Origin of the sequence: Streptomyces sp. NPDC005805 (genome assembly GCF_040630445.1) — a bacterium.
Classification (GTDB): Bacteria; Actinomycetota; Actinomycetes; order Streptomycetales; family Streptomycetaceae; genus Streptomyces.
Genome location: NZ_JBEXXN010000007.1, coordinates 82,395 through 104,970 on the forward strand (window position 1 = coordinate 82,395; position 22,576 = coordinate 104,970).

The 22,576-nt window shown below is 75.8% G+C and carries 20 protein-coding genes and 1 pseudogene; 11 read left to right on the top strand and 10 right to left on the bottom strand.

Annotated features, from left to right (window positions below):
• Nucleotides 1-2: 2 nt before the first annotated feature.
• The 4 genes and pseudogenes from ABZ457_RS06575 to ABZ457_RS06590 all read left to right on the top strand — a co-directional run.
• A complete protein-coding gene (locus tag ABZ457_RS06575) occupies nt 3-695 on the top strand; it encodes a HemK2/MTQ2 family protein methyltransferase (RefSeq protein WP_359154565.1) in 693 nt (230 codons plus the stop codon).
• Nucleotides 696-765: 70 nt separating this feature from the next.
• Nucleotides 766-936 carry a CDGSH iron-sulfur domain-containing protein gene (locus ABZ457_RS06580; protein WP_359154567.1) on the top strand — a complete coding sequence of 57 codons (171 nt, stop codon included), beginning with the start codon at nt 766-768 and terminating at the stop codon, nt 934-936.
• On the top strand, nt 933-1,982 hold the full coding sequence (locus ABZ457_RS06585) for an iron-containing redox enzyme family protein (RefSeq protein WP_359154570.1): 1,050 nt from the start codon (nt 933-935) through the stop codon (nt 1,980-1,982). Before ABZ457_RS06580 ends, ABZ457_RS06585 begins: the two co-directional genes overlap by 4 nt.
• Nucleotides 1,983-2,028: 46 nt before the next feature.
• Nucleotides 2,029-2,309: pseudogene (locus tag ABZ457_RS06590) on the top strand (NAD(P)-dependent dehydrogenase); the annotation flags it as partial.
• A 15-nt stretch (nt 2,310-2,324) separates the two neighbouring features.
• Here ABZ457_RS06590 and ABZ457_RS06595 read toward each other — a convergent pair.
• On the bottom strand, nt 2,325-3,815 hold the full coding sequence (locus ABZ457_RS06595) for a SulP family inorganic anion transporter (protein ID WP_359154572.1): 1,491 nt from the start codon (nt 3,813-3,815) through the stop codon (nt 2,325-2,327).
• Between the two features lie 221 nt (nt 3,816-4,036).
• The gene (locus ABZ457_RS06600; protein ID WP_359154574.1) at nt 4,037-5,737 is read right to left on the bottom strand and encodes a molybdopterin-dependent oxidoreductase; all 1,701 of its coding nucleotides are present in this window, start codon (nt 5,735-5,737) and stop codon (nt 4,037-4,039) included.
• Between the two features lie 194 nt (nt 5,738-5,931).
• Between ABZ457_RS06600 and ABZ457_RS06605 the strand changes: the two genes are divergently transcribed.
• Nucleotides 5,932-7,647, top strand: a complete 1,716-nt coding sequence (locus tag ABZ457_RS06605) for a PP2C family protein-serine/threonine phosphatase (protein ID WP_359154576.1) — start codon at nt 5,932-5,934, stop codon at nt 7,645-7,647.
• Nucleotides 7,648-7,730: 83 nt separating this feature from the next.
• Here ABZ457_RS06605 and ABZ457_RS06610 read toward each other — a convergent pair whose 3' ends face one another.
• The 3 genes from ABZ457_RS06610 to ABZ457_RS06620 form a co-directional block, all read right to left on the bottom strand.
• Nucleotides 7,731-8,795: an MASE1 domain-containing protein gene (locus tag ABZ457_RS06610; RefSeq protein ID WP_359154684.1), complete on the bottom strand. Its 1,065-nt coding sequence runs from the start codon at nt 8,793-8,795 to the stop codon at nt 7,731-7,733.
• Between the two features lie 66 nt (nt 8,796-8,861).
• Nucleotides 8,862-9,737 carry a PP2C family protein-serine/threonine phosphatase gene (locus tag ABZ457_RS06615; RefSeq protein ID WP_359154578.1) on the bottom strand — a complete coding sequence of 292 codons (876 nt, stop codon included), beginning with the start codon at nt 9,735-9,737 and terminating at the stop codon, nt 8,862-8,864.
• Between the two features lie 151 nt (nt 9,738-9,888).
• Nucleotides 9,889-10,287 (bottom strand): hypothetical protein, encoded by a 399-nt coding sequence (locus tag ABZ457_RS06620; RefSeq protein ID WP_359154580.1) that lies wholly within the window; start codon nt 10,285-10,287, stop codon nt 9,889-9,891.
• 316 nt (nt 10,288-10,603) lie between these two features.
• Between ABZ457_RS06620 and ABZ457_RS06625 the strand changes: the two genes are divergently transcribed.
• The gene (locus tag ABZ457_RS06625; RefSeq protein WP_359154582.1) at nt 10,604-12,019 is read left to right on the top strand and encodes an FAD-dependent monooxygenase; all 1,416 of its coding nucleotides are present in this window, start codon (nt 10,604-10,606) and stop codon (nt 12,017-12,019) included.
• A 47-nt stretch (nt 12,020-12,066) separates the two neighbouring features.
• On the opposite strand, the gene ABZ457_RS06630 is transcribed toward ABZ457_RS06625, so the two are convergent.
• Entirely contained in the window at nt 12,067-12,594 is a 528-nt protein-coding gene (locus ABZ457_RS06630) for a hypothetical protein (protein WP_359154585.1), read from the bottom strand.
• A 164-nt stretch (nt 12,595-12,758) separates the two neighbouring features.
• On the opposite strand from ABZ457_RS06630, the gene ABZ457_RS06635 reads away from it, so the two are divergent.
• A complete protein-coding gene (locus ABZ457_RS06635) occupies nt 12,759-13,790 on the top strand; it encodes an XRE family transcriptional regulator (RefSeq protein WP_359154587.1) in 1,032 nt (343 codons plus the stop codon).
• Between the two features lie 250 nt (nt 13,791-14,040).
• On the opposite strand, the gene ABZ457_RS06640 is transcribed toward ABZ457_RS06635, so the two are convergent.
• Nucleotides 14,041-14,874, bottom strand: coding sequence for an alpha/beta fold hydrolase (locus tag ABZ457_RS06640; RefSeq protein WP_359154590.1), 834 nt, complete (start codon nt 14,872-14,874; stop codon nt 14,041-14,043).
• A 429-nt stretch (nt 14,875-15,303) separates the two neighbouring features.
• Between ABZ457_RS06640 and ABZ457_RS06645 the strand changes: the two genes are divergently transcribed.
• Nucleotides 15,304-16,062 carry a beta-glucanase gene (locus ABZ457_RS06645; protein ID WP_359154592.1) on the top strand — a complete coding sequence of 253 codons (759 nt, stop codon included), beginning with the start codon at nt 15,304-15,306 and terminating at the stop codon, nt 16,060-16,062.
• Here ABZ457_RS06645 and ABZ457_RS06650 read toward each other — a convergent pair.
• Nucleotides 16,013-17,167 carry an AraC family transcriptional regulator gene (locus tag ABZ457_RS06650; RefSeq protein ID WP_359154594.1) on the bottom strand — a complete coding sequence of 385 codons (1,155 nt, stop codon included), beginning with the start codon at nt 17,165-17,167 and terminating at the stop codon, nt 16,013-16,015. The genes ABZ457_RS06645 and ABZ457_RS06650 overlap by 50 nt on opposite strands.
• Before the next feature lie 167 nt (nt 17,168-17,334).
• Between ABZ457_RS06650 and ABZ457_RS06655 the strand changes: the two genes are divergently transcribed.
• Nucleotides 17,335-19,422, top strand: coding sequence for a neutral/alkaline ceramidase (locus ABZ457_RS06655; RefSeq protein ID WP_359154596.1), 2,088 nt, complete (start codon nt 17,335-17,337; stop codon nt 19,420-19,422).
• Nucleotides 19,423-19,522: 100 nt separating this feature from the next.
• Nucleotides 19,523-19,945, top strand: coding sequence for a DUF1992 domain-containing protein (locus ABZ457_RS06660; protein ID WP_359154598.1), 423 nt, complete (start codon nt 19,523-19,525; stop codon nt 19,943-19,945).
• Nucleotides 19,946-19,972: 27 nt separating this feature from the next.
• On the opposite strand, the gene tgmB is transcribed toward ABZ457_RS06660, so the two are convergent.
• Both tgmB and tgmA read right to left on the bottom strand, forming a co-directional pair.
• On the bottom strand, nt 19,973-20,905 hold the full coding sequence (gene tgmB, locus ABZ457_RS06665; protein ID WP_359154600.1) for an ATP-grasp ribosomal peptide maturase: 933 nt from the start codon (nt 20,903-20,905) through the stop codon (nt 19,973-19,975).
• 225 nt (nt 20,906-21,130) lie between these two features.
• On the bottom strand, nt 21,131-21,322 hold the full coding sequence (gene tgmA / locus ABZ457_RS06670) for a putative ATP-grasp-modified RiPP (protein ID WP_359154602.1): 192 nt from the start codon (nt 21,320-21,322) through the stop codon (nt 21,131-21,133).
• A 617-nt stretch (nt 21,323-21,939) separates the two neighbouring features.
• Here tgmA and ABZ457_RS06675 point away from each other — a divergent pair.
• Nucleotides 21,940-22,449: a DinB family protein gene (locus ABZ457_RS06675; protein WP_359154604.1), complete on the top strand. Its 510-nt coding sequence runs from the start codon at nt 21,940-21,942 to the stop codon at nt 22,447-22,449.
• Nucleotides 22,450-22,576: the final 127 nt, after the last annotated feature.

Consider the following 22,576-nt stretch of genomic DNA (forward strand, 5'->3'; position numbering starts at 1 on the left):
CGATGACGAGGACCCGCACACTCCCGGAGCGCCCCGGGACCCCGGAGACGGAGGACGACACCGGGGTGTACGCCCCGCAGGCGGACAGTCTGCTGCTGGCCGACACCCTCCGGGCGGCGCCGCCGCCCCCGGGCGCGGAGGTGCTCGACCTGGGCACCGGGACGGGAGTGCTGGCCCTCACCGCGGCCGGGTACGGGGCGCGGGTCACCGCCGTGGACGTGGCCGGCCCGGCGGTGACGCGGGCGCGGCGGAACGCGGCGCTCGTCGGTCTGCCGGTGCGGGTCCTGCGGGGCGACCTGTTCGGGCCGGTGGCGGGCCGCCGCTTCGATCTGATCCTGTGCAACCCGCCCTATGTGGCCGCTCCCGACCACGCCCTCCCCGAGGACGGCCCGGCGCTCGCCTGGGACGCGGGCCCGGACGGGCGCGCCGTGCTGGACCGGGTCTGCGCGCAGGCGGGGGCGCATCTGCGCCCGGGCGGCAGCCTGCTGCTGGTGCACTCGGCGCTGAGCGGGCCGGCGACCACGCTGGACCGGCTGCGCCGTGGCGGGCTGGCGGCGGAGGTGGTCCGCCGGGTCCGCGTCCCCCTCGGGCCGGTGCTCCGCTCCCGCGCCGCGTGGCTGCGGGCGCAGGGGCTGCTGCCGCCCGGTGACACGACGGAAGGACTGGTGGTCGTCCGTGCCGAACGCACCCGATGAGCCCCGCGCGAACGCGTCCGGTGAGCCGCACCCGGCGGTGTCCGGTCCCGGTGGCCCAGAGCTCCGGCGGATGACCCTCACCCGGGAGGGGCCGCTCCTCGTCGAGGGACCGGTGGAGATCACCCTCGACGACGGCACCACCGTCACCTCCGACCGGTTCACCGTCGCGGTGTGCCTGTGCCGCCGCAGCCGCGCCTATCCCTGGTGCGACACCAGCCACCGGCGCAGGAGCCGGTCGTGACGGCCGCCGCGACGCACCGGGCCGGCCCGGCCGACGGCTCCGCGCCCCTTCCCGGGGCGCGCGGCGAACTCTCGGACGCGCTGCTGCGGGCGCTGCGCGGCCCGGTGGGCGGACCGGTCCCGGACCCGGGCGCGGCGGCGGCGCGGCATGCGGACGGTTGGGACGAGGACCTGCACCTGGCGTTGCACCTCTGCTACGAGCCGCACTACCGGGGTTTCACCGGCACCGACCCGGAGTGGGAGTGGGACCCGGGTCTGCTGGGCCTGCGGCGCGCGCTGGAGGCCCGCTTCCTGGACGTACTGCGCGCCTCGGCGACCGGTCCGGCCGACCCCTGGGAGGCCCTGGACGCGCTGCTGGTGGAGCAGGTGGACGGTTCGGGGGTCTCCCACCGCCTGCGCGACGACGGCACCCGCGAGCAGGTGCGGGAGTACGCGGCGCAGCGTTCGCTGTACCACCTCAAGGAGGCCGACCCGCACGCCTGGGTGATCCCCCGGCTGCGCGGCCGGGCGAAGGCGGCGTTCACGGCCGTGGAGTTCGACGAGTTCGGCGGCGGCCGGGCGGAGCGCGTGCACGCGGAGCTGTTCGCCGACCTGATGCGCGATCTGGGCCTGGACGCCTCCTACGGCCGCTACACGGACGCGGCGGGGCCCGAGATGCTCGCCGTGGTCAACATGATGTCCCTGTTCGGGCTGCACCGGTCGCTGCGGGGCGCGCTGGTCGGGCACTTCGCGCATGTCGAGACGACCTCCTCGCCCGCGTCCCGGCGGCTGGCCGAGGCGATGCGCCGCACGGGCGCGGGCCCGGCGGCCGAGCACTTCTACGACGAGCACGTGACGGCCGACGCGGTCCATGAACAGGTGGTCCGCCGGGACGTGGTGGGCGGGCTGCTGGCGGACGAACCGTCCCTGGGCCGGGACGTGGCCTTCGGCGTGGCCGCGACCGAGGCCGTGGAGGCCCGATTCGGCGTGGCCGTCCTCGCCGCGTGGGACGCGGGCCGCAGCAGCCTCCGCGTCCCTCTCACGGCGGCCGTCCCGCCGGGCGCCTGAAACCCACCCGTACCCGCAGCCGTACTCGCACCTGGCGCCACAGTGGATTCCCGACACGACGAGGACCCGGTCACCCCGCCACCCCCGGCCGGACTTCCCCGCGTAAGGGCAGTCCCCGCCCGCCCGGACCGAGGCGATGGACCCCGGCCGGACCACGGCGAGGACAGCTGCACCGGCCACGGTCTGCCGGCCGACCGGGTGACGGTGATCACCGGCGGCGACTCCGGCGTCGGCCGCGCGGTCGCGCTCGCCTGTGCCCGCGAGGGCGCCGACGTCGTCTTCACCCATCTGCCCGAGGGGGCGGAGGAAGCGGCCGGGACCGCCCGCTCCCGGCGACGTGCCTCAGCCCGGACCGTCGCCGCCCGACGGGGGGCGGATGGTGACGGAGGCCGGGGTCTCGGTGCCGTTGTGGTAAAGGGCCCAGTTCTCCAGGGAGACGCGGCAGGCGTGGTCGAGGTGGCGCAGGCCGGTGAGGTCGAGTTCGACGGGGTGGTCCTGGGAGAGGCCCTCCAGGCGCTCCATGATGGAGGGGATGCGCAGGAAGGTCGCGTTGCCGCTGATGGTCACCACCAGCCTGCCGCCGGTGAGTTCGCGGACGTCGATGGCGATGTGGGAGGTCTCCCAGGCGGTCTTCACCACCGCCAGCAGGATGCCGATGATCACGCCCTCGAAGAGGTTGGTGACCACGACGGCGAGGGCGGTGACGACCAGGATCGCGGCCTCGCCGCGCTGCTGGCGCCAGAGCGGGAGCAGTTCCCCCACCGGGACGAGCTTGCCGCCGGCGTGGACCAGGACCGCGGCGAGGGCGGCGAGCGGGATGATGCCGATGACCTGGGGCAGCAGCGCGGCGAAGAGCAGCAGCCACACGCCGTGGAGAACCCGGGAGAGCGAAGTGCGGGCGCCCGCCTGGACGTTGGCGGCGCTGCGGACGATGACGGCGGTCATGGGGAGCGCGCCGAGGGCCCCGCAGACCACGTTGCCGGTGCCCTGGGCGACCAGCTCCTTGTTGTAGTCGGTGCGCGGCCCGTCGTGCATCCGGTCCACCGCGGCGGCGCTGAACAGGCTCTCGGCGGAGGCGATCAGGGTGAAGGCGAGGATCGTCCCGATGAGGGCGACGTCGGCGAGGCGGGCCGCGTCCGACAGCCCGGGCGGATGGATCGCGTCCAGCAGGCCCTGCACCTCGACCCGGGCCAGGGGGAGGTCGAGGGCGACGGTGACGAGGGTGGCGGCGGCGACGGCCGCGAGCGGGCCGGGGACCAGGCGCACCCGGGCGGGGAGCCGGGGCCAGAGGACGAGCAGGGCGATGGTGCCCGCGCCGACCAGGAAGGCGGTCGCGTTCGCCCCGTCGGTGAGGATCGTGTGCGCCAGTTCCGGCAGGCCGGTGAGTTTCGCGATGCCGCCGGAGGGCTGGCCGGTGTCGGCGAGGGCGTACAACTGGCCGAGGACCAGGACGAGTCCGATGCCCGCGAGCATGCCCTGGACCACGGCGACCGAGATGGCCCGGAACCAGCGCCCCAGGCCGAAGCCGCCGAGCAGGATCTGGAGGGCGCCGGAGACGAGGACGATCACACCGAGCGCGCCCAGGCCGAAATCGGTGACCGCGTCGTAGACGAGGACGGTGAGCCCGGCCGCCGGGCCGCTGACCTGGAAGGTGCTGCCGGGCATCAGCCCGACGACGATCCCGCCGACGATCCCGGTGACGAGGCCGAGTTCGGCGGGGACACCGGAGGCGACGGCGACGCCGACGCACAGCGGGACGGCGACGAGAAAGACGACGAGGGAGGCCAGGAAGTCTCGTCCGAGATCCTGGCGGTTCTTCAGGAAAGCTGGCATCGGGCGGTGTTCTCCTCACCCTGCATCACCAGGCCGAACTGCCGGGAAACAACGGGGAATCGGGGCGTGCGCATGAATGGCGACCCCCATTGCACTTGACCCTAGCATTACCGTCTCTTTGGCGAATCAAAATACTCCCCCGATTCAGTGAACCGGCGTCGGGAATTCGGTTCCCGGGTCGAATGCGAACGCGGGCGTTCACCCGTTTCGCCCAGCGGTCCTCAGTCCACGGTGACGACCACCGAGTGCCGCCCGCCGGCCCCGTCCGGGACCGTGCGGGTGCGCGCCGCGGTCTGGGTCTCCCCCGTGCCGTCGGTCGCCCGGACGGTGAGGGTGTGGGTGCCGGGCACGGCCCGCCACGGGTAGGACCACTGCCGCCAGGTGTCGGCGGTGTGCTCGGCGGCCAGGTCGGCGGGCTGCCAGGGCCCGTCGTCGACCCGGATCTCGACCTTCCGGATGCCCCGGTGCTGGGCCCAGGCCACCCCGGCGACCGTGACCGTGCCCGCGGCGGGCCGGGCGAAGGGCTTGGGCGTGTCGATCCGGGACTGCGTCTTGACGGGCGCGCGCCGGGCCCACTTGCGCTTCACCCAGTAGGGGTCGTACGCGTCGAAGGTGGTGAGTTCGAGGTCCTCGATCCACTTGCAGGCGGAGACATAGCCGTAGAGGCCGGGCACGACCATACGGACGGGAAATCCGTGGTCGAACGGCAGCGGTTCGCCGTTCATGCCGACGGCGAGCAGCGCGTCACGGCCGTCCATGACGTCCTCGACGGGGGTGCCCAGGGTCATCCCGTCCACGGACCGGGCCACGAGCTGGTCGGCGGGGCCGCCCCGGGACGGCGGGCGCACCCCGGCCCGCTCAAGGAGCTCCGCCAGCCGGACGCCGATCCAGCGGGCGTTGCCCGCGTAGGGGCCGCCGACCTCGTTGGAGACACAGGTGAGGGTGATGTCCCGTTCGATCAGCTCGCTGTCGAGGAGGTCCCGGTAGGTGACGGTGAGCGGGGTGCGCACGCCCCGGCCGTGGATGCGCAGCCGCCAGCGGGTCGCGTCCACCCGGGGGACGACGAGGGCGGTGTCGACGCGGTAGAAGTCCTTGTTCGGGGTGACGAACGGGGTGAGGTCCCGGATCCGCAGGGCCGCTCCGGCGGGCACGGGGGCGGCGGGTGACGCGGGCCGGGGCAGGACGACGGCGGAACGGGAGGCGACGGCGTCCTGCCCGCGGGCGGAGGCCGCCACCCGGCCGAGGGCGCCCGCCCCGGCGGACGCGGCGGCGGCGACACCCGCGGCGACGAGGAAGCCGCGCCGGTCCCAGCCGATCGGGTCGGGCGCGGGTGCGGGGTCGGCGGCGGGCCCGGCGACCGCGGCGGGTGCATCAGGAGCGGGGCCCGCGGCGGGAGCATCGGGGGCGGGGCCCGGACCGGGTGCGTCCCCGTCGGCCGGCCCGGCCGGAACGGCTGCCCGGTGCGCGGTGAGCCGGCCCGCGAGGACGTACAGCACGCCCGCGCCGGCCAGGGCCCCGGCCAGGGACGGCAGCGCGTCCGCCGCCCCCGTCGCGTCCGGCCGGCTCATCGCCGCGGCGGCTCCCACGATCCCGAACACCAGCACCCCGGCGGCGGCGGTGCGGCGACGGCGGAGCGCCAGGACGCCGAGCGCCACGGCGAACAGGGCGAGCACGGCCACGATCCCCAGCCGGAGGACGAGTTTGTCGTCCTCGCCGAAGGTCCGGATCGCCCAGTCCTTCACCGGGGCCGGTGTCCGGTCGATCGCGCTCCCGCCGACGGCGGTCAGCGGCCCGGCCTCGGGCCGCGCGGCGGCCGCGGCCAGTTCGGCGAAGGCCAGCGCCGCGAACGCGGCGAGAAGCCCGCCGAGGGCGGCGAGGGCGGTACGGGCTGCGGTGGCTCGGTCGGTCGTCACACCCGGCATTCGGACCCGCCACGCGTCCGGATTGGTCCCCTCCGGACCGGATCGCCCGCCCTGGACCCGGGGGCCGAGGCCCCGGACCCCGTCGCCCGCCCCCGGACGGCCGCCCGGCGCGCGCGGCCGGGGCGGGGCTCGGGGAGGATCGGCGGGTGACCGCCGTGTGCCGGCGGTCGGGCCCGACACGGCGAGGGGACCGCATGACGCTTCCGCAGCCGGCCGACATCGCCTCCGTGAAGGCGCTCATCCAGCGCGAGACGCGGGCCCTGCGCGCCGAGGTGACCGCGCGGGGCGCCCCGTTCGCCCCGCCCGCCCCCGCCGTGCGAGCACCCGAGGACACCGCCGTCTGCGGCTGCGGACTGGGCCTCGGCCCGGGGCACGGCTGTACCGACGCGGGCGAGGACCACGACCCGTGGGCCTGTCTGTGCGCGACGCTGCCCGCGGTGCCGGTGTCCGCCGCGCTGCTCGCCCCGGTCCGCGACGCGGAGGGCCGCGTCACCGACTTCGTGATCCGGGCCGGCAACCATGTGCGCTGTGCCGACTGGCTCCCCTCCCCCGACGAGCAGGTCGGGCAGCGGCTCGGCGAGGCCCGCCCGGGGCTGGCGGCGGGCGGCCTGGTCGACGCGCTGCGCGGGGTGCTGGAGACCGGACGTGCGGTGAAGGGCCTCGTGGTGGACTGCACGGAGACCTGGGACGGCCGGCTGCGGCGCGTCCAGCTCGTCCACTACGCCGCGTCCTGCGGCGACCAGGTCCTGACGACCTGGCACACGGCGCGCGGCCAGACGGAACTCCTGACCATCGACGCCCAGCACCTGGCCTCGATGGGGTGGGCCCGCTGGGATCTGCTGTCGGGCGGGGTCACCTGGTCGGAGGGCATGCACCGGATCTTCCGGGCCGAACCGGGGCTGCCGTGGACGCTGCCGGAGCTGTGCGACGCGCTGGTGCCCGCGGACGCCGGGCCGTTCGGCGAGTTCCTGGTCTCGGTCCTCGCCGGTGAGGAGCCGTCCTGGACCCGGGTGCGGTTCACCGTCCTCGGGGAGGTGCGCACGGTGGACCTGCTGGGGCGGCCGGTCACCGGCACGGACGGGCGCTCGTGGGCGGTGCAGATGGTGGCCCACGACCTCACCCCGCAGATCCGCGGCCGGCGGCGCCTCGTGGAGAAGCAGAGCGAGGCGGACCGGCTGCGCCGGCAGGCGGCGGCCGAGCAGCGCGTCGCCTCGGTGCTGCGGGAGGCCCTGCTGCCGACGTACTCGGAGGGGCTGGCCGGTCTCGGGATCACGGCGGCCGCCGCGTATCTGCCGGCCGAGCCGGAGGCGGCCGTGGGCGGCGACTGGTTCAAGTGCCGCCCCCTGGCGAACGACCGGGCGCTGATCGCGATGGGCGACGCGAGCGGGCACGGCCTGGACGCGGTGGCGCGGATGGCGCAGCAGCGGTACGCGGTCGCGGGCCTGGCGCAGACCGGGGCGGACGCGGGCGCGGTCACGACCTGGCTGAACGAGCTGGTCGGCAGCGAGACCGCCGCGCCGTCGAGCGGCACGGTGGCGATAGCGTTCGTCGGGCGGGACCGGGTGCTGCACTGGGCGAGCGCGGGGCATCCGGCGCCGCTGGTGCTGCGGGACGGCACCCCGTTCCCGCTGCCGACGGACCACCGGGGGCCGATGCTGGGGGCGCTGCCGGGGCATCCGTACGCGACCGCCGAGTTCCCGATGCTGCCCGGCGATGTGCTGCTGCTCTACACGGACGGTGTGGTGGAGCGGCGCGGGCAGGACATCGAGGACGGGATCGTCACCCTGGCGCGGTCGCTCGCCGCGTGCCGGGAGCTCACGCCCCGGGGGATCGTCGACCGGCTGGCGGAGGAGTACGTGCGGGGGTCGCACGACGACGACGCGTGCCTGCTGGCCGTGCGCTTCGACTGAGCCGCCCGTCCGGTCGGCCGCGGGCCGCTCCCGGTCCTCGGCGGCGGGCGGGTCGTTGCGTGCGGGCGGGCGTTGCGGGTGCGTCAGGCCGGGTGCGGTGGCGGGGTCTCGCCGGGTCCGTCCGGCCGCGCGGGACCGGGGCCGGGCGAGTCGTCGGCCGACCGTTCGTCCCGGCTGATCGGCCACAGGTGCGCCGTCTCCCCCGGGGCCAGCTGGTCGACGACGTCGGCGAGCGCGGCGCAGGCGTCCTCGATGCGCCGGCGCACCTCGATCTGCTCGGTGACGAGGGCGGCGAGCAGCAGCGCGGTGAGGGCCGCCGCCCCGTTGAGCGCCTGGAGGACGACCATGACCTCCAGCATCGAGCGCCCGGCGAACGGCCCGGCTCCCGAGGTCGCGGCGGTGATCGCGAGCACCGAGACGACCAGGGTGCACGGCGCCGCCCCGCGCAGCTGGAACCGCAGGGCGGCCCAGACCAGCACCGGGAAGACCAGGAACAGCAGGGAGGACTGGGTGCGGGTCGCCACCCAGCCGACGGCGACGGTGGTGACCGCCAGCAGGCCCGCCTCCGTCCACCAGAACTGCCGCATGTCGACGGGCGGGCGGACCCGGCGCAGCGCCAGCAGCAGGAGCGGCGTCACCACGACCACGCCCATCGCGTCGCCCGCCCACCAGGCCGACCACACGGGCCAGAACTCCCCCGCCGACAGGGATCCGGCGAGCACCAGGGTGACGGCCCCGACGGTGGCGCTGATCAGCATGCCGCCCAGGGCGCCGAGGAAGACCAGCGCGACACCGTCCCGGAGGCGGTCGAGTTCCGGCCGGAACCCGGCCCGCCGCAGCATCAGGCAGGCGGCCAGCGGGGCGAGGGTGTTCCCGGCGAGGATGCCGATGCCGGGGAGGCTGAGCGAGGTGATCGTCGCGAGGGTGACGAGGGCGCCCAGCACGATCCCCGGCCAGATCCGCAGGCCCATCCAGAGCAGGCAGCTCAGCGCCACACCGGTCGGTGGCCACAGGGGGGTGACCCGCGCGCCCTCCACGACCACCTGCTGGAGGAGGCCGATCCGGGCGCCGAGCCAGTAGGCGGCGGCGACGGCGAGAATCCGCAGCACCGCTGCGGCCGGTCGTCTCAGTTGCTCGCTGCGGATCACGCCTGTCATCACACAACGCGTACGGCTCCCCGCGTCCGAGACACGCGCAGGGGCGTGCCCGGTGCGTCAGCCCGGCACCGGGCGGCGGCCGCACGGCGGGCCGCCGGGGGAGCCGCCTCCGTGCGGGTCGTGCAGGACGACGAGGACGGCGGCGTCGTCCGTGTGGTCGGTGAGCCCGGCGACGCCCATCACCCGGGCGGCCAGCTCCCCGGCGGGCAGATCCGCGCGCACGGCGTCCCGCACGAGCCGGGCCACCGCTTCGAGCCCCGCGTCGATGTCGTACGAGGGGCCCTCCACCACGCCGTCGGTGACGAGGACGAACGCGCCGCCCGCGTCCAGCCTGCGCCGGGCCACGGGGTAGACCTCCCCGGCCATGATCCCCAGCGGCACCCCGGTCTCGTCCTCGACGACCTCGTACGCGCCGTCCGCCCCGGCCCACACGGCGGGCACATGCCCGGCCCGGGCGCTCTCCAGCACCCCGGTCGCCGGGTCGTAGCGCAGGAAGCTGCAGGTCGCGAAGAGGCCCTGGTCGACGGAGAGGAGCAGGTCGTTGGCGCGGCGCAGGATCTCGCCGGGGTCGACGGTGGCGGTGGCGACGGCGCGCAGCCCGAGCCGGATCTGCCCCATGAACGCGGCCGCCTCGACGTCGTGCCCCTGGACGTCGCCGATGGACAGGCCGAGCGAGCCGTCGGGGAGGACGAAGCCGTCGTACCAGTCGCCGCCGATGTCGAGGCCGTTGCGGGCGGGCGTGTAGCGGGCGGCGACCCGCAGTCCGGGGACGGCCGGGAGGCGGCTGGGGAGCATGGAGCGCTGGAGGGCCTCGGCGAGTTCGACGCGGGCCTTCTGGCTCTCGGCGGTCTTGCGCGCCCGGTCGGTGAGCAGTCCGAGTGCGGTGAGCAGATCGTCCGCGGTCGCCGACCGCGGGGGACGACGCCGGGTCATGACGCTCTCCGCGGCACCTTCGACTCCTCCTGTGCCCAGCCCTTCCGGGCCGCGCGTCGGACCCGGACCGGCTGGGCCCGCACGGCCCGCGAACAGTATATTTCGGGCGCCCTGATCCTGCCCGGGAGCGGGAGCGGGCGGCCCGCGCCGGTCACCGGAGCCCCCCGCCGGCCGGGGCGGCGGCCGGTCCGGCGCCCGCTGTGGCCGGGCGGCGGGCGCGGCGGCCCAGCGGTGCCAGGGCCACCGCGCAGCGGTCCGCGACCGGCCGGATGCGCCCCGCCGCCTCCCGCAGGGTGGCGGCGGAGCGCACCACGGGCGCCCGTCCCAGCACGGCGTGCCGGCGGCAGCCGGGCAGCCGCGGGGTGCGCACGGCGGCCCGCTGCGCGCCGCCCGTCAGGAAGGCGTTGACCGACGTCATCGGGTCCGCGCCGACGCTCCGGGCGAGCAGCACCCCGGCGGCGAGCGGCAGCAGCACCCCGGCCAGGGCGGTGCCGGTGGCGGCGACGTGGCGGACGCGGAGCCGGCGGGGGCCGGTGGAGTCGGAGGTCATGAACCGATTCCAGCAGCGGCGGCGGGCGGGGAGATCGGCCGGCGTACTCAGATCCCCGGGTCCGGGTACTCATGCGCCCCCGGGCCGGGCGGGAGGCCACCGTGGCCACGACCGCGCGGTCCGGTGCCCCATGCGCACCCGGCCGGGCGGGGCGGCCGGGCCCTGCCGGGTGCGCACTGCCGTCCGGGACCGGGGCGGGTGTTCGGCCGGTGCGGGCGGTGGGGCGCGGACCGCGGCGGAAAGGCGCCGTCGTGTCACCGGCGGCGGGGATACTGGTCGGTCCGGGATCAACTGACCCAGTACGAGGGGCTGATGCATGGTGGACGAGGGACGGGGACGCGGCGTGGCGGGTGGCGCGGGCGGACGGCACGCGGTCGTCGTCGGGGGGAGTCTGGCGGGTCTGCTGGCGGCCCATGTGCTCGCCGAACACGCGGACCGGGTCACGGTGGTGGAGCGCGACCGGTATCCGGACGGGCCCGAGTCGCGGGCCGGGGTCCCCCAGGGCCGGCACGCCCATGTCCTGCTGGAGGGCGGCCAGATCGCCCTCGACACGCTGCTGCCCGGTTTCACGGCCGAGTTGAGGGCGGCGGGCGCGCCCCGGCTCGCCGTGCCGACGGACATGGTGCAGTGGCAGAGCGGGCGCTGGTTCCGGCGCACCGCGGCGACCTCGCACTTCTTCAGCGGTTCCCGCGCCCAGTTGGAGCACCTGGTGCGCACCCGGGTGCTGGCGAACCCGGTCGTGGAGTCGGTGACCGGCACGGAGGCGGTCGGTCTGCTCGGGGACGCGCGGCGGGTGCGGGGCGTCCTCCTGCGCGAACGCGGGGGTGACGGCGGCGAACCGCGTGCCCTCGCCGCGGACCTGGTGGTCGACGCGACGGGCCGCGGCTCACGGGCCCCGCAGTGGCTGACGGCCCTCGGCGCCGAGCCGCCCGAGGAGGAGACCATCGACACCGGTCTCGCGTACGCCTCGCGGATCTACCGGAACAAGAGCGACCACCTGGGCACCCACGCGCAGGGCTACTACGTGTTCCCGAGCCCGGAGCAGGTGTACGCGGGCGGGGTGCTGCCCCTGGAGGACGGCCGCCATCTGGTGATCCTCTCGGGGCTGCGGGGCGACGAACCGCCCACGGAGGACGAGGCGTTCACCGAGTACGCGCTGCGCTTCCCGCACCCGTTCATCCACGACTGGATGCGCGAGGCGGTGCCGGAGACCCCGCCGTACGGCTTCCGGCGGACGTCGAACGTGCGGCGGCGCTACGACCGGGCGGGCCGCCGTCCGGCCGGGTTCCTCGCGACCGGGGACGCGCTGTGCGCGTTCAACCCGATCTACGGGCAGGGGATGGCGGTCGCGGCGCTGAGCGCGGTCGCGCTGCGCGAGGCGCTGACGGACCCGCGCCGGAAGCCGACCACCCTGCGGGTGCAGCGCGCGCTGTGCGCCGCGTCCAAGCAGGCGTGGGACATCTCCGCGGGCGCGGACCGGAAGATGCCGGGGGCGACGGGCAGCGCGGTGTCCGCCCGTCCGCTGGACCGCCCGGCGAGCTGGTACGTGGACCGGGTGCAGCAGCGCTACCACGGCGACCCGGTGGTGGGCCGGGCGTTCCGGTCGGTGCTGACCCTCACCGCGCCGGTGGGGGCGCTGCTGGCGCCGGAGGTGGCGCGGGCGGTGCTCTTCGGGCCGGTCCGGCCCACGCCGGACGGGCCGCCGATGACGAGCGAGGTGCCCGCGGGCTGACCGCGCTGCCGGTCCCGGGTCCCGGGCCCGGGTCCCGGCGGGCGCGGTCAGGAGGACGCCGGGGCCGGCTCCGTGGACGGGGGCGGGGGCGGGGGCGGGGACGAGGGTGCGGCGGAGGGGCCGGAGCAGACGAGGGAGACCGTGATCACCGCCTCCTCGGCCGGACCCGGCGCCGGGCCCTGGAGGGACGCCATGGCGACCCAGTTGCCGCGCTTCGCGCTGAGCACGCCCTCCCCCTGGTCGGGCCCGGTCCCCCACCCGTGGTCGGCGCGCACCCGCTCGAAGGCGGCCCGCAGCGCCCGGTCGGCCGTTTGCGCCGCGTGCCGGCCCGTGAGCCGCTCGTAGCAGTCGGGCAGCCCGTCGCGCGGCGCCCGCTCGACGGGGACGCCCTCGGCAGCCAGCGCGGCGGTCAGTTCGGTCACCACGGTGTCCGCGGGGACGGCCGCGGGCCTCGGCGGGAGCGGGCCCTTGTCGTCGAGGAGCAGCGCCCCGCAGCCGGTGGTGGTCAGCGCCGCCGCCAGCGTCACCGCCGTGAGCAGTGTCCTGCCCGTACGTCCCCCGCCTCGTATCCGCACGCTCTTCCCGTTCCCCGCCCGTCCGTTCACGACGGACGAGTCTCGCACGCGGCCGGAACGGTCTGCCCGTGGGGGCGCAGGGCGGATATCGTGTGCGGTCCGTCCCTGCCCTGCCCGACCCCGCCCCTCGGAACCGCCCCCGGGAGGCGACGGGAGACCCGCCCGTGAACCACCAGGACCAGCCGTCCTCCCCCGAACTCCTGTCCTTCCCGCCCGGCACGAGCTTCGCCGACGGGCTCCAGCAGGCCGTCCGGCGGAGCGGGCTGTCCCTGGACCGGGTGCGCCACCGGCTCGCCGTCCACGGCGTACGGGTCAGCCTGACGACCCTCAGCTACTGGCAGCGCGGCCGCAGCGAACCGGAACGCGCCCGCTCGCTGCGGGCCGTGGAGGTGCTGGAGACGGTCCTCGCCGTGCGGCCCGGGGCGCTGCGCTCGCTGATCGGCCCCTACCGGCCGCGCGGCCGGACCGCGCCGCCCGCCCACGACGTCAGCGCCTCGCACCGGGTCTTCGGTGAGGACTCCCTGGTGGAGCGGGTCCTCGGGCCCCGGTTCGCCGCCCTGAACGAGTCCGTGAGCACGCTGAGCATCCGCGAGACGGTCACCCTGGACGAGCGCCGGCGACTGGTGTCCCTCTCCATCCAGCAGGTGATGCGCGCCTCCCGGGCCGGGGCCGACCACTTCACGACGGTCCACACCTTCGACGGCGCCGGGGCGCGCGGGGTGCGGGTCGCCGTCCGCTGCGGGCTCCTCGCGGAGCTGGAGTTCCGGCCCGAGATGGACTCGGTCGCCATCGAGATCGGCTTCGGCCGGCGGCTCGCGCGGAACGAGACGGTCGTCATCGACTACACCATCCACGTCGACGCGGGGGACGGCACCGACGACCACTACGAGCGCCGGACCCGGGTACCGCTGCGGGACTACCTCCTCCAGGTCTACTTCGACCCGCGGGCCCTGCCCGTGGTGGGCCACCGCTACTACCTGGAGCGGCACGGGGCGCCGGCCGCGTACCGGCACCGGATCGCGCTGGACGCCTCGCACACGGTGCACTCGGCGCCCGGCCGCGCGCCCGCCGGCATCCACGGGATCTCCTGGGAGTGGCCGGAGCCGGGGTCCCCGCCGCCGGGGATCCGGCCGGGCTCCGGGCCGGGCGTCCTGCCGGGCTCCGGGCCGGACGGCGGGCCGGGGTTTCAACAGTGAAGGGCAACTCTGTGGAAATCCGGGCCCTCCGAATTCCTTGATCGGGTGGGGTCTTTGGGCCACAGTTCCCCACACGGCGGCCACGGACACCGGCCGCCGCCGGGCGCACGGCCGTTCGGGAACGGCCCGCACCAGGTCGCTCCCGCAACCCCCCACGTACGGCCGTGTGCCCCTTGGGCTCCCGGAGCGCGCGCCGTCCGCGGGGCGTGCCGACCGTGGACGGCCGGGTTACCGCGTGGAGGGCGCGGGTTCAGGGGCCCGGACGCCGGTGGCCGCCCGCCGGGGCGCGCGGCTCCGGGGCCCGCGGCCGCGCGGCGGCGTCCTCGCGGATCATCGCGGCGGTCCGCTGCGGCAGCAGGAGCGGGGCCAGGTGGTACGCCCCGGCCAGCAGGCGGAAGCCGCCGTGCGGCAGGGCCTCGGCGATCAGGCGCATCGCGTCGGGGGTGGCGACCCGGTCGTGCTCGGCGGCGACGGCGGTGGCCGGTACCGGCAGGGCGCGCAGTCCGTCGAGGGCGTCGAAGTCCGCGATCATCCGGAGCGTGGCCGCCCAGACCGCCGGGTCGGCGTCCCGGACGCACGCGGTGGCGTAGCGGACCGGCGGCAGGTCCGCGGCCACGGCCTCCGGCGGGAACCAGCGGGCCACCGCGGAGACCCGGACCGCCGGGCCGGAGTCCGCCAGGAGGCGGGCCGCCTCACGGAAGGCGGGATAGGGCGTGGCGCGGGTGCAGAGCAGGGTGAGCCGGCGCACCCGCCCGGGGAACGCCAGGGCGAACCGCTGCGCCACCTCCCCGCCGAAGGAATGGCCGACGACATGGGCGCGGTCCACGCCGAGCCGGTCCAGGAGCGCGGCGAGGTCGTCGGCGTAGTCCGCGACGGAGACCGCGGGCGGGGCGCCCGCGGCGGTGCCGTGGCCCCTCAGGTCGTAGGCGATCACCCGGGCGTCCCGGGCCAGGTACGGGATCAGGGCGTCCCAGGAGTGGCGGTCGAGCGGGGAGCCGTGCAGCAGGACGCACGGCTCGCCGGTCCCCTCGTCCCGTACGGTCGTCAGGTGGCCGTCGCCGAGACGGATCCGGTGCACGTCCATGGCATCCCACTCCGCTGGTCCGCCGGACATCCCGGGGTGGTCCGGGTGCCGTGTCCCTCCCCATCATCCGCCCGGGGCGGGGCGGCGCGCATGCTCCGGGCGGGTCGCGGAGGCCGCGCCGGGGGACCGGGGGCGTCGACTTCCCGTCGTACCCCTATGTCCGGAAGGTGACGTCCGGTGCCGGGGTCGTGGGACCCGGGCCGACTCGCGGGTACCGGTCCGCCCCACGGCTCGCGCCCGTCCCGGCGGGCTCCCGCGACACGCCGTGCGCTTCGGACACCCGGGTGGCGGGACGGGCGGCCTGATCGGGCCGGTCGCCGGGGGCGGGGGGTGACCCGGGGCCGGGTCCCGCCGTTGAGCAGACCGGCCGTGGCAGCGGCCGGCCGCAGGGCCGGGCGGGCGCGGCCGGTTCCTCGCAAGGAGGTCCGTGTGAGCACCGACGACCCCCTCTCCCCCGCAGACACCACCGCGGGCACCGGTGACGCCGCCGTCGCCCCCGAACCCGTCGTCCCCCGTCCGGCGGCCGGGGCCGCCGCCCCGGCCGGACCCGTCTTCACCGCCGACTTCACCTCGCCCGCGCAGTGGGTCGCGGGCCGGTCCTGGGCCTATCCCCAGGGCGGCCCCCGCAACCGGGGCGACAACAAACTGGACCACCTCACCGACGACCCCGCGTACACCCGCCAAGGCGCCTTCCGGGCCGTCCGCCGCCCGGACGGCTACTGGAACGCGGGTCTGCTGACCACCGAGGGCAGCGAGGAGGGCTTCATGGTCCGGGCCGGGGACGTGCTGGAGACCCGCGTCCGGCTCCCCGGGGCGATGGGCGCCTGGCCCGCCGTCTGGACCTGGCTCGACGGCGGCAACGAGATCGACGTCTTCGAGTACCACCCGGACAACCCGGACCTGCTGGAGCTGACCAACCATGTGCGCCGCACCCAGCGGTATGTGCGGCGGCCGGACGTCGCGCACGGCGCGTGGGTGGACCTGCGCTGCGAGTTCGGGGCCTCCTCGGTGGTCTGGTCGGTCAACGGCGACCGGGTCTTCGCGGACCGGCGCGGGGTCGGCCGCCGCTGGCGGGCGTATCTGATCGTCAACCTGTCGGTGTGCGCGGGCCGTTACCACCCCGCGCCGGACCCGGACGTCAGGGAGATGGAGTACACGGTGGAGTACCTGCGGGTGCTGCGCCGCTGACGGCCGCGCCGCCCGGTGCGCGTGCCGTTGCCGCGGGCCGGGCGGCCCGGTCCACGGGGGTGCGTGCACCGCGCAGGGCGGAGGGGCTGGTGCCGAACCAGCGGGCCACGGCCCGCCGCAGGGTGCGGGCGTCGCTGAAGCCGAGCATGCCCGCGATCCGCTGGAGCGGCAGGTCGCTGGTGGTGATCAGCTCCTCGGCGCGGACCAGGCGCACCGAGTCGACCAGCGCCTCGTAGCTGGTGCCGTGTCTGGCGAGGCGGCGGCGCAGGGTGCGTTCGCTCATCCCCCGGGCGAGGGCCTGGTGGGCGAGCGGGGGCACCCGGGGCAGGCTCCGGGCGACCGACACCTCCACTCCCTCGACCAGGTCCTGGTGCTCCCGGCCCCGGTCCCGGGCCGCGTCGAGGAGCTGGACGGTCTGGGCGAGGGCGTAGGGGTCGGCGGTGGGCACCGGGCGGGCGAGCCAGTCGTCGGCGAACTCCATGCGGTCGTCGGGGGCGGCGAAGACGACCGGGCAGCGGAACCACTCCTCGTACGCGGACCCGTGCGCGGGGCGTGGGTGCCGCACGGCGACGGCGCGCGGCGCGAACTCCGCGTCCAGGGCGTCCCGGACGAGGGCGACGATGCTGCCGAATGCCTCCTCCAGGAGGAAGGCGTGGAGGGCGGAGTCGGTGTAGCGGGCGGCGGCGAGGATCGCGGTGCCGCCGGGGACGGACTCGGTGCGGTAGTCGAGCATGGAGCCGGTGACTCCGTGGTGGCGCACCCCGAGGGCGAGGGCGTCGCCGAGGGTCGGGCTGGCGAGCAGGCCGAAGCCGACGAGCCCCCAGGAGGTGACCCGCTGGCGGCGGCCGACGGCGAGGCCGAGGGCCGGGTCGCCGAGGAGTCCGACGGCCTCCCGGATGACGGAACTGCCCTGCCGGTAGGAGATGCGGCCGCCCACCGAGCTGAGCACGGCCGGGCTCAGTCCGGCGCGCCGCAGGGCGGGGCCGAGGTCGTGGCCGCGTTCGGCGGCGACCAGGGTGAGGTAGCGCAGGAGGTGCGGGGTGAGGGTGGCCGAGCCGTACCGGGGGTCGGCGAGACGAGGTGCCTCGGGGGTCGGGCGGGCCATGGGTGTCACCTCCGGGGCGCCACTGTAGAGGGAGCGGCGGCCCGCGGGACAGGCCCCGGGTGGCCGGTCAAGTCCCGTTACTGGCCGGTCGGGTCCTCTTCCGGGGGCCTCTCCCCCGCCTACCGTCGGTGGAACCCGTTACTCCACTGCATCCCGAGGGAGATGGCATGCGGTCCCCCACCCCACGCGCGCGAGCGCTCTCCCTGGTCCTCGCCGGCACGCTCGGCGCCGTGACCCTGTCCGCCGTCCCCGCGGCCCGCCCCGCCGAGGCGTCCCCGAAACCGGCACCCGCGTCCGACCGGGCCGCCGACGGCACCGAGTACCTGGTCGGCCGGGGTATCGCCGATGTGACCGGCGAGGCCGCCGAGGTCGGCATGATGGGCTACTCCAGCTTCGACCAGAAGGCGACCGGCATCCACCAGCGGCAGCGCTCCCGGGCGTTCGTCGTCGCCGACCGGGCGTCCGGTGAACGCGTCGCCTATGTCAACGCCGATCTGGGCATGGTGTTCCAGTCCGTGCAGCAGGGTGTGCTCGCCGAGCTGAGGAAGCGTTACGGCTCTCTCTACACCGAGCGGAACGTGCTCCTTTCGGCGACGCACACCCATGCGGGCTCCGGCGGCCACTCGCACCACATCGCCTACAACCTGGCCTCCCTGGGCTTCCAGAAGGACACCTACCGCGCGGTCGTGGACGGCATCGTGGAGTCGGTGGCGAAGGCCCACGAGGACCTGCGGCCGGGCACGATCGCGCTGGGCCGGGGCGAGTTGACGAACGCCAGCGTCAACCGCTCCCGGACCGCCTTCGACCGGAACCCGGCCGCGGACCGGGCGGCCTTCCCCGGCGGGATCGACCCGTCGATGACGGTGCTGCGCTTCCGGCAGGGCGGCGCGGACGTGGGCGCGATCAGCTGGTTCGCCACCCACAACACCTCGCTGACCAACAAGAACACGCTCCTCAGCCCGGACAACAAGGGCTACGCCTCCTATGAGTGGGAGCACGGCCACGAGGGCGTGCGCTATCTCGACGAGGCCAAGGGCTTCGTCGCGGCCTTCGCCAACACCAACGCCGGTGACATGTCGCCCAATCTGAACCTCAAGCCGGGTTCGGGACCGACCGAGGACGAGTTCGAGAACACCCGGATCATCGGCGACCGGCAGTTCCGGCGGGCGAAGGAGATCCACGACCGGGCGGCGGAGCCGGTGAGCGGGAGCGTCGATTCCCGGATGCGCTTCGTCGACATGGAGAACGTCACGGTCGCCGGAAAGTACACCACCGACGGCAAGGAGCAGCGGACCTGCCCGGCCATGGTCGGGGCGTCCACCCTGGCGGGCAGTGTGGAGGACGGTCCGGCGCTGCCCGGGTTCACGGAGGGCATGAACAGCCCGGTGGCGAAGCTGCTGGAGCCCTTCGGCGTCGAGCCGCCCGCCTGGCTGGTGGGCTGCCAGTACCCGAAGGCGAACCTGGTGCCGACGGGGCTGGTGAACGCGGCGGTGCCCGCGACCCCCCGGATCCTGCCGCTCCAGATCGTGAAGATCGGCCAGCTCCATCTGGTGGCCGGCCCGGCGGAGTACACGGTCGTCGCCGGTCTGCGGATCCGCCGCACCGTCGCCCAGGGGCTGGGCGTGCCGCTGGAGAACGTGGTGATGCAGGGGTACGCCAACGCCTACAGCCAGTACGTGACCACGCCCGAGGAGTACGACCTCCAGCAGTACGAGGGCGGTTCGACCCTCTACGGCCGCAACACGCTCCCCGCGCAGCAGCAGGAGTTCGCCGCGCTGGCGAAGTCGCTGCGCACGGGCACACAGGTGGAGCGCGGGCCGCTCCCGCCGGACCACTCGGGGCGGCAGCTCTCCCTCCAGACGGGCGTGGTGATGGACAACCCGCCCGCCGGGAAGCGCTTCGGGGACGTGCTGCGCGCGCCGTCGGCGTCCTACGCGCCGGGGGCGACGGTGACGGCGGAGTTCGCCACCGGGCACCCGAAGAACAACCTGCGCCGGGGCGGCACCTTCCTGGAGGTCCAGCGGCAGGTGGGCGGGAAGTGGGTCCGGGAGCTGGACGACGGCGACTGGGACACCACGTACCGGTGGGTGCGGCTGAACGGGCTGACGGGCACCTCGAAGGCGGTCGTCACCTGGCGGGTCGCGCCGGGCACCCCGGCCGGGACGTACCGGATCGTCCATCACGGGGACGCGAAGAGCCTCTTCGGCGGGGTGTCGTCGTTCAGCGGGGCGACGGCGCCGTTCACGGTCGGCTGACCCGCGCCCGGCGGCCCCGAGTGCGGCCGCCCTCGCGGTGGTGCGCCCGGGGCCGGGACGGGCCCTGGGCAGGGCCGGACGGCCGGATTACGCTGGGGCCATGACCGAACGGAAACCGCCGGGCGTCAGCTTCGAGTCGTTCGTGGACAAGCAGATCCGCGAGGCGTCCGAACGCGGCGAGTTCCGGGATCTGCCGGGGTTCGGGAAGCCGCTGCCGGACGCGGACGCGCCGTACGACGAGCTGTGGTGGGTCAAGGGCAAGATGCACCGTGAGGGCCTGGCCGTGCTGCCGCCCTCGCCGGCGCTGCGCAAGGAGGCGGAGGACGCGCTGGAGGCGGCCTCGCGGGCGCCCTCGGAGGCGGCGGTGCGGCGGATCGTCGGCGAGATCAACGACCGGATCGCCGCGGCCCTGCTGCGCCCGCCGCCCGGTCCCCCGCTGGGGCTGCGGCCGTACGACGCGGACGCGGTGGTGGCCGAGTGGCGGCGCGGGCGGGATGAGCCAGGCGGGGACGACGCGGGCTGAGCCGCCCCGGGCGCGCTGCCCGGGTGCTCAGTCGGGTTCCGTGGCGAGCCACTCGGCGACGGCGCGGGAGATGGGCTGCCCGGTCTCCAGTTCCACGAAGCCGAACTGCCCGCCCTGGTTGCACTCCAGGAACCACCAGGTGCCGGTGGTCTCCTCCTCCGCGAAGTCGAAGGCCCCGTAGGCGAGTCCGGCCCGGCGCAGATAGCGCTCCACCGCACGGGCGACGGGGGCGGGCGTCTCGACCGGCTTCCACTGGTGCCCGGTGTCGCCGAAGCGCCCGTCGACCTGGCCCGCCTCGGCGACCTTGCGGGCGGCGAAGTAGGTGTCCCCGACGGCCGTGAGCCGGATGTCGGCCCGCTTGGCGATGTACCGCTGGAGGAGGGTGGGGGCGGCGGCCACGCCGGAGAAGTCGGCGTCCGGGGGTACGAGGGAGGTCGGCAGGGCCATGGGCGGGTCGCCGGGCGACTTCCCGGAGACGGACTTCACCACGACGTGCCGGTACTGCTCGGCGAAGCGCCGGGCCATCGCCGGATAGGTGGTGACCAGGGTGGCGGGCACGGGGAACCCGCTGCCGTGGGCTATGCGCATCTGCCACGGCTTGCGGCGGGCCCGGGCCGCGGCGCTGGGGTGGTTCATCCAGCGGGCGTCGGTGGAGTCGAGCATGCCGTAGAGGGCGTGGGCGCTCTCCTCGGCGAGCCACGCGGAGGGCTCGGGGGCGTGCGCGGCGGCCTCGCCGGGCCTGCGGACCCAGACGGAGCGGACGGCGTCGACGCTGGCCACCCGGCCGCCGGTGGAGAGGTAGCCGCGGAACTCGCCGCGGACGTACTCGGCGGAGAGCGAGACGTCACCGGGCAGGTCGGCGGGGTCGAACCGGACCAGGGGGACGCCCAGTTCGTGCAGTTCCGCCACCACGAGGTCCGCGGTGACGTCCTCCGCGCTCGTCAGGACGAGGACGGTCACCGCGCCCGGTCCGTCCGGTCGCGGCGCGGTGCGGGCGCACGGCGGAGGGCGGGGGCGCGGTGCGGTGCGGGCCCCGCCGGACAGAGCCGGGCGGGCAGGCCGTGCGGTGCGGGCGCACGGAGGGCGCCGGGCCGTTCGGGCCGCCCGTGCGAGGGGGCGGCGCCGGCCGGCCCGGTCGGGTCGGTCGCGGGGGTGGCGTGGGTCATGGGGGCGGGCCGTGCGGGTTCAGTCGTCGAAGTGGGTCGCGGAGCCCGCCTTGGACGTCGTCGTGCCGGCGGCGGCGAGCAGCGCGCGGTCCGAGATCGCGGGCCGGCCGTCGGACAGGACGTTCAACTGGAGCGTCGCGTCGTAGGAGTAGGAGACCAGGGCCGGGGCCGGGTCCGCGGGCTGTGCGTAGTTCCAGGCGAACGGTTTCATCTGCTGCTTCCTCCCCTGCCCGCGCACCAGCCCGGGCTCCTCATGTGACAGTTCGTGGCGAAAGTGCCACTTCCTCAGCACATAGAGTGACACTGTGAAGGTCTTTCACCGAAAGACCTCCGGATCCGAACATCTGCACCGGCGGTGACACGCCCCGCCGGTGGCATCCAGACAGACGCATCAGGAGTCTCAGGAGTTTCAAGTTTTGGCCAAGACGTGACGCAGACGACACGACAGAAGCCTCAAGGAGCGGCAAAAGCCCCGCCGTCCGGAGTTCCGCCCTGCACAACTCCATGAACGGCGGGACCCTGAGGAGGTGTCAACCCGCTTGCTCCGAACCGCCGTTCGATGGCGTGAAAGCGACGGGCCCGACCGATTCCCGTGCGGCGGCGGGGCTCCCGGGTGGTCCGCGGATGGCCCCCGGGGCGGTCCGCGAGGTGGTCCGCGCGCGTCTCCGCGGCCGCTCCGGGGGGATCCCTGAGCGTCCCGAGGCGTCCCGGGACGCCCCGGGTGAAGTGCTCGCGCATCGCGTGACATCGCGCGCCGCGACGTCCGGGCGGGCACGATCGGGAGTGGCGCGGGGGCACCACCGGGAGACGAGGGAGCGGAGGAGCGGAATGGACACCACCGCACTGCTGGCGGACGCTTTCGAGCGGGTGCGCGAGGCCGTGCACGAGGCGGTCGAGGGGCTGTCGGAGGACGAGCTCGCGGCCCGCCCGGAGGAGGGCGCGAACACCGTCGCCTGGCTGGTCTGGCACCTGGCCCGCGTCCAGGACGACCACCTCGCGGACGCGGCCGGCCGGGAGCAGGTGTGGACCTCCGAGGGCTGGGCCGGCCGGTTCGGGCTGCCGTTCCCGGACACGGCGACCGGCTACGGCCACTCCGCCGGGGACGTGGCGGCGGTGCGCGCCCCGGCGTCCGACCTCCTCGGCTACGCGGACGCCGTCCACGCCCGCACCCTCGACTACGTCCGGACCCTGGACGCCGGGGACCTGGACCGGGTCGTGGACGAGGGCTGGGACCCGCCGGTCACCCTCGGCGTGCGGCTGGTCAGCGTTCTCGCGGACGACCTCCAGCACGCCGGCCAGGCCGCCTACGTCCGGGGGCTGCTCGAACGGCGCGGGTGACCGGGCGGGGCAGGTCGGGTCCGCCCGGTGACCGCGCGGACACGTCCGGTCAGCGCCCGGGGGCCGGGGCCGCTCTCGCTGGTCGGCACCGCCGGTCGGTGGCACGCTGAGAGCTGAGAGCTGGCTG

What these genes read in the sequence shown, in the direction of transcription:
- ABZ457_RS06595 (WP_359154572.1), bottom strand. Translation starts at nt 3,815, where the DNA reads ATGCCAGCTTTCCTGAAGAACCGCCAGGATCTCGGACGAGACTTCCTG.
- ABZ457_RS06640 (WP_359154590.1), bottom strand. Translation starts at nt 14,874, where the DNA reads ATGGACGTGCACCGGATCCGTCTCGGCGACGGCCACCTGACGACCGTA.
- ABZ457_RS06655 (WP_359154596.1), top strand. Translation starts at nt 17,335, where the DNA reads ATGCGGTCCCCCACCCCACGCGCGCGAGCGCTCTCCCTGGTCCTCGCC.
- tgmA (WP_359154602.1), bottom strand. Translation starts at nt 21,322, where the DNA reads ATGAAACCGTTCGCCTGGAACTACGCACAGCCCGCGGACCCGGCCCCG.
- ABZ457_RS06600 (WP_359154574.1), bottom strand. Translation starts at nt 5,737, where the DNA reads ATGCCGGGTGTGACGACCGACCGAGCCACCGCAGCCCGTACCGCCCTC.
- ABZ457_RS06650 (WP_359154594.1), bottom strand. Translation starts at nt 17,167, where the DNA reads ATGGCCCGCCCGACCCCCGAGGCACCTCGTCTCGCCGACCCCCGGTAC.
- ABZ457_RS06615 (WP_359154578.1), bottom strand. Translation starts at nt 9,737, where the DNA reads ATGACCCGGCGTCGTCCCCCGCGGTCGGCGACCGCGGACGATCTGCTC.
- ABZ457_RS06675 (WP_359154604.1), top strand. Translation starts at nt 21,940, where the DNA reads ATGGACACCACCGCACTGCTGGCGGACGCTTTCGAGCGGGTGCGCGAG.
- ABZ457_RS06580 (WP_359154567.1), top strand. Translation starts at nt 766, where the DNA reads ATGACCCTCACCCGGGAGGGGCCGCTCCTCGTCGAGGGACCGGTGGAG.
- ABZ457_RS06575 (WP_359154565.1), top strand. Translation starts at nt 3, where the DNA reads ATGACGAGGACCCGCACACTCCCGGAGCGCCCCGGGACCCCGGAGACG.
- ABZ457_RS06660 (WP_359154598.1), top strand. Translation starts at nt 19,523, where the DNA reads ATGACCGAACGGAAACCGCCGGGCGTCAGCTTCGAGTCGTTCGTGGAC.
- ABZ457_RS06625 (WP_359154582.1), top strand. Translation starts at nt 10,604, where the DNA reads ATGGTGGACGAGGGACGGGGACGCGGCGTGGCGGGTGGCGCGGGCGGA.
- ABZ457_RS06605 (WP_359154576.1), top strand. Translation starts at nt 5,932, where the DNA reads ATGACGCTTCCGCAGCCGGCCGACATCGCCTCCGTGAAGGCGCTCATC.
- ABZ457_RS06620 (WP_359154580.1), bottom strand. Translation starts at nt 10,287, where the DNA reads ATGACCTCCGACTCCACCGGCCCCCGCCGGCTCCGCGTCCGCCACGTC.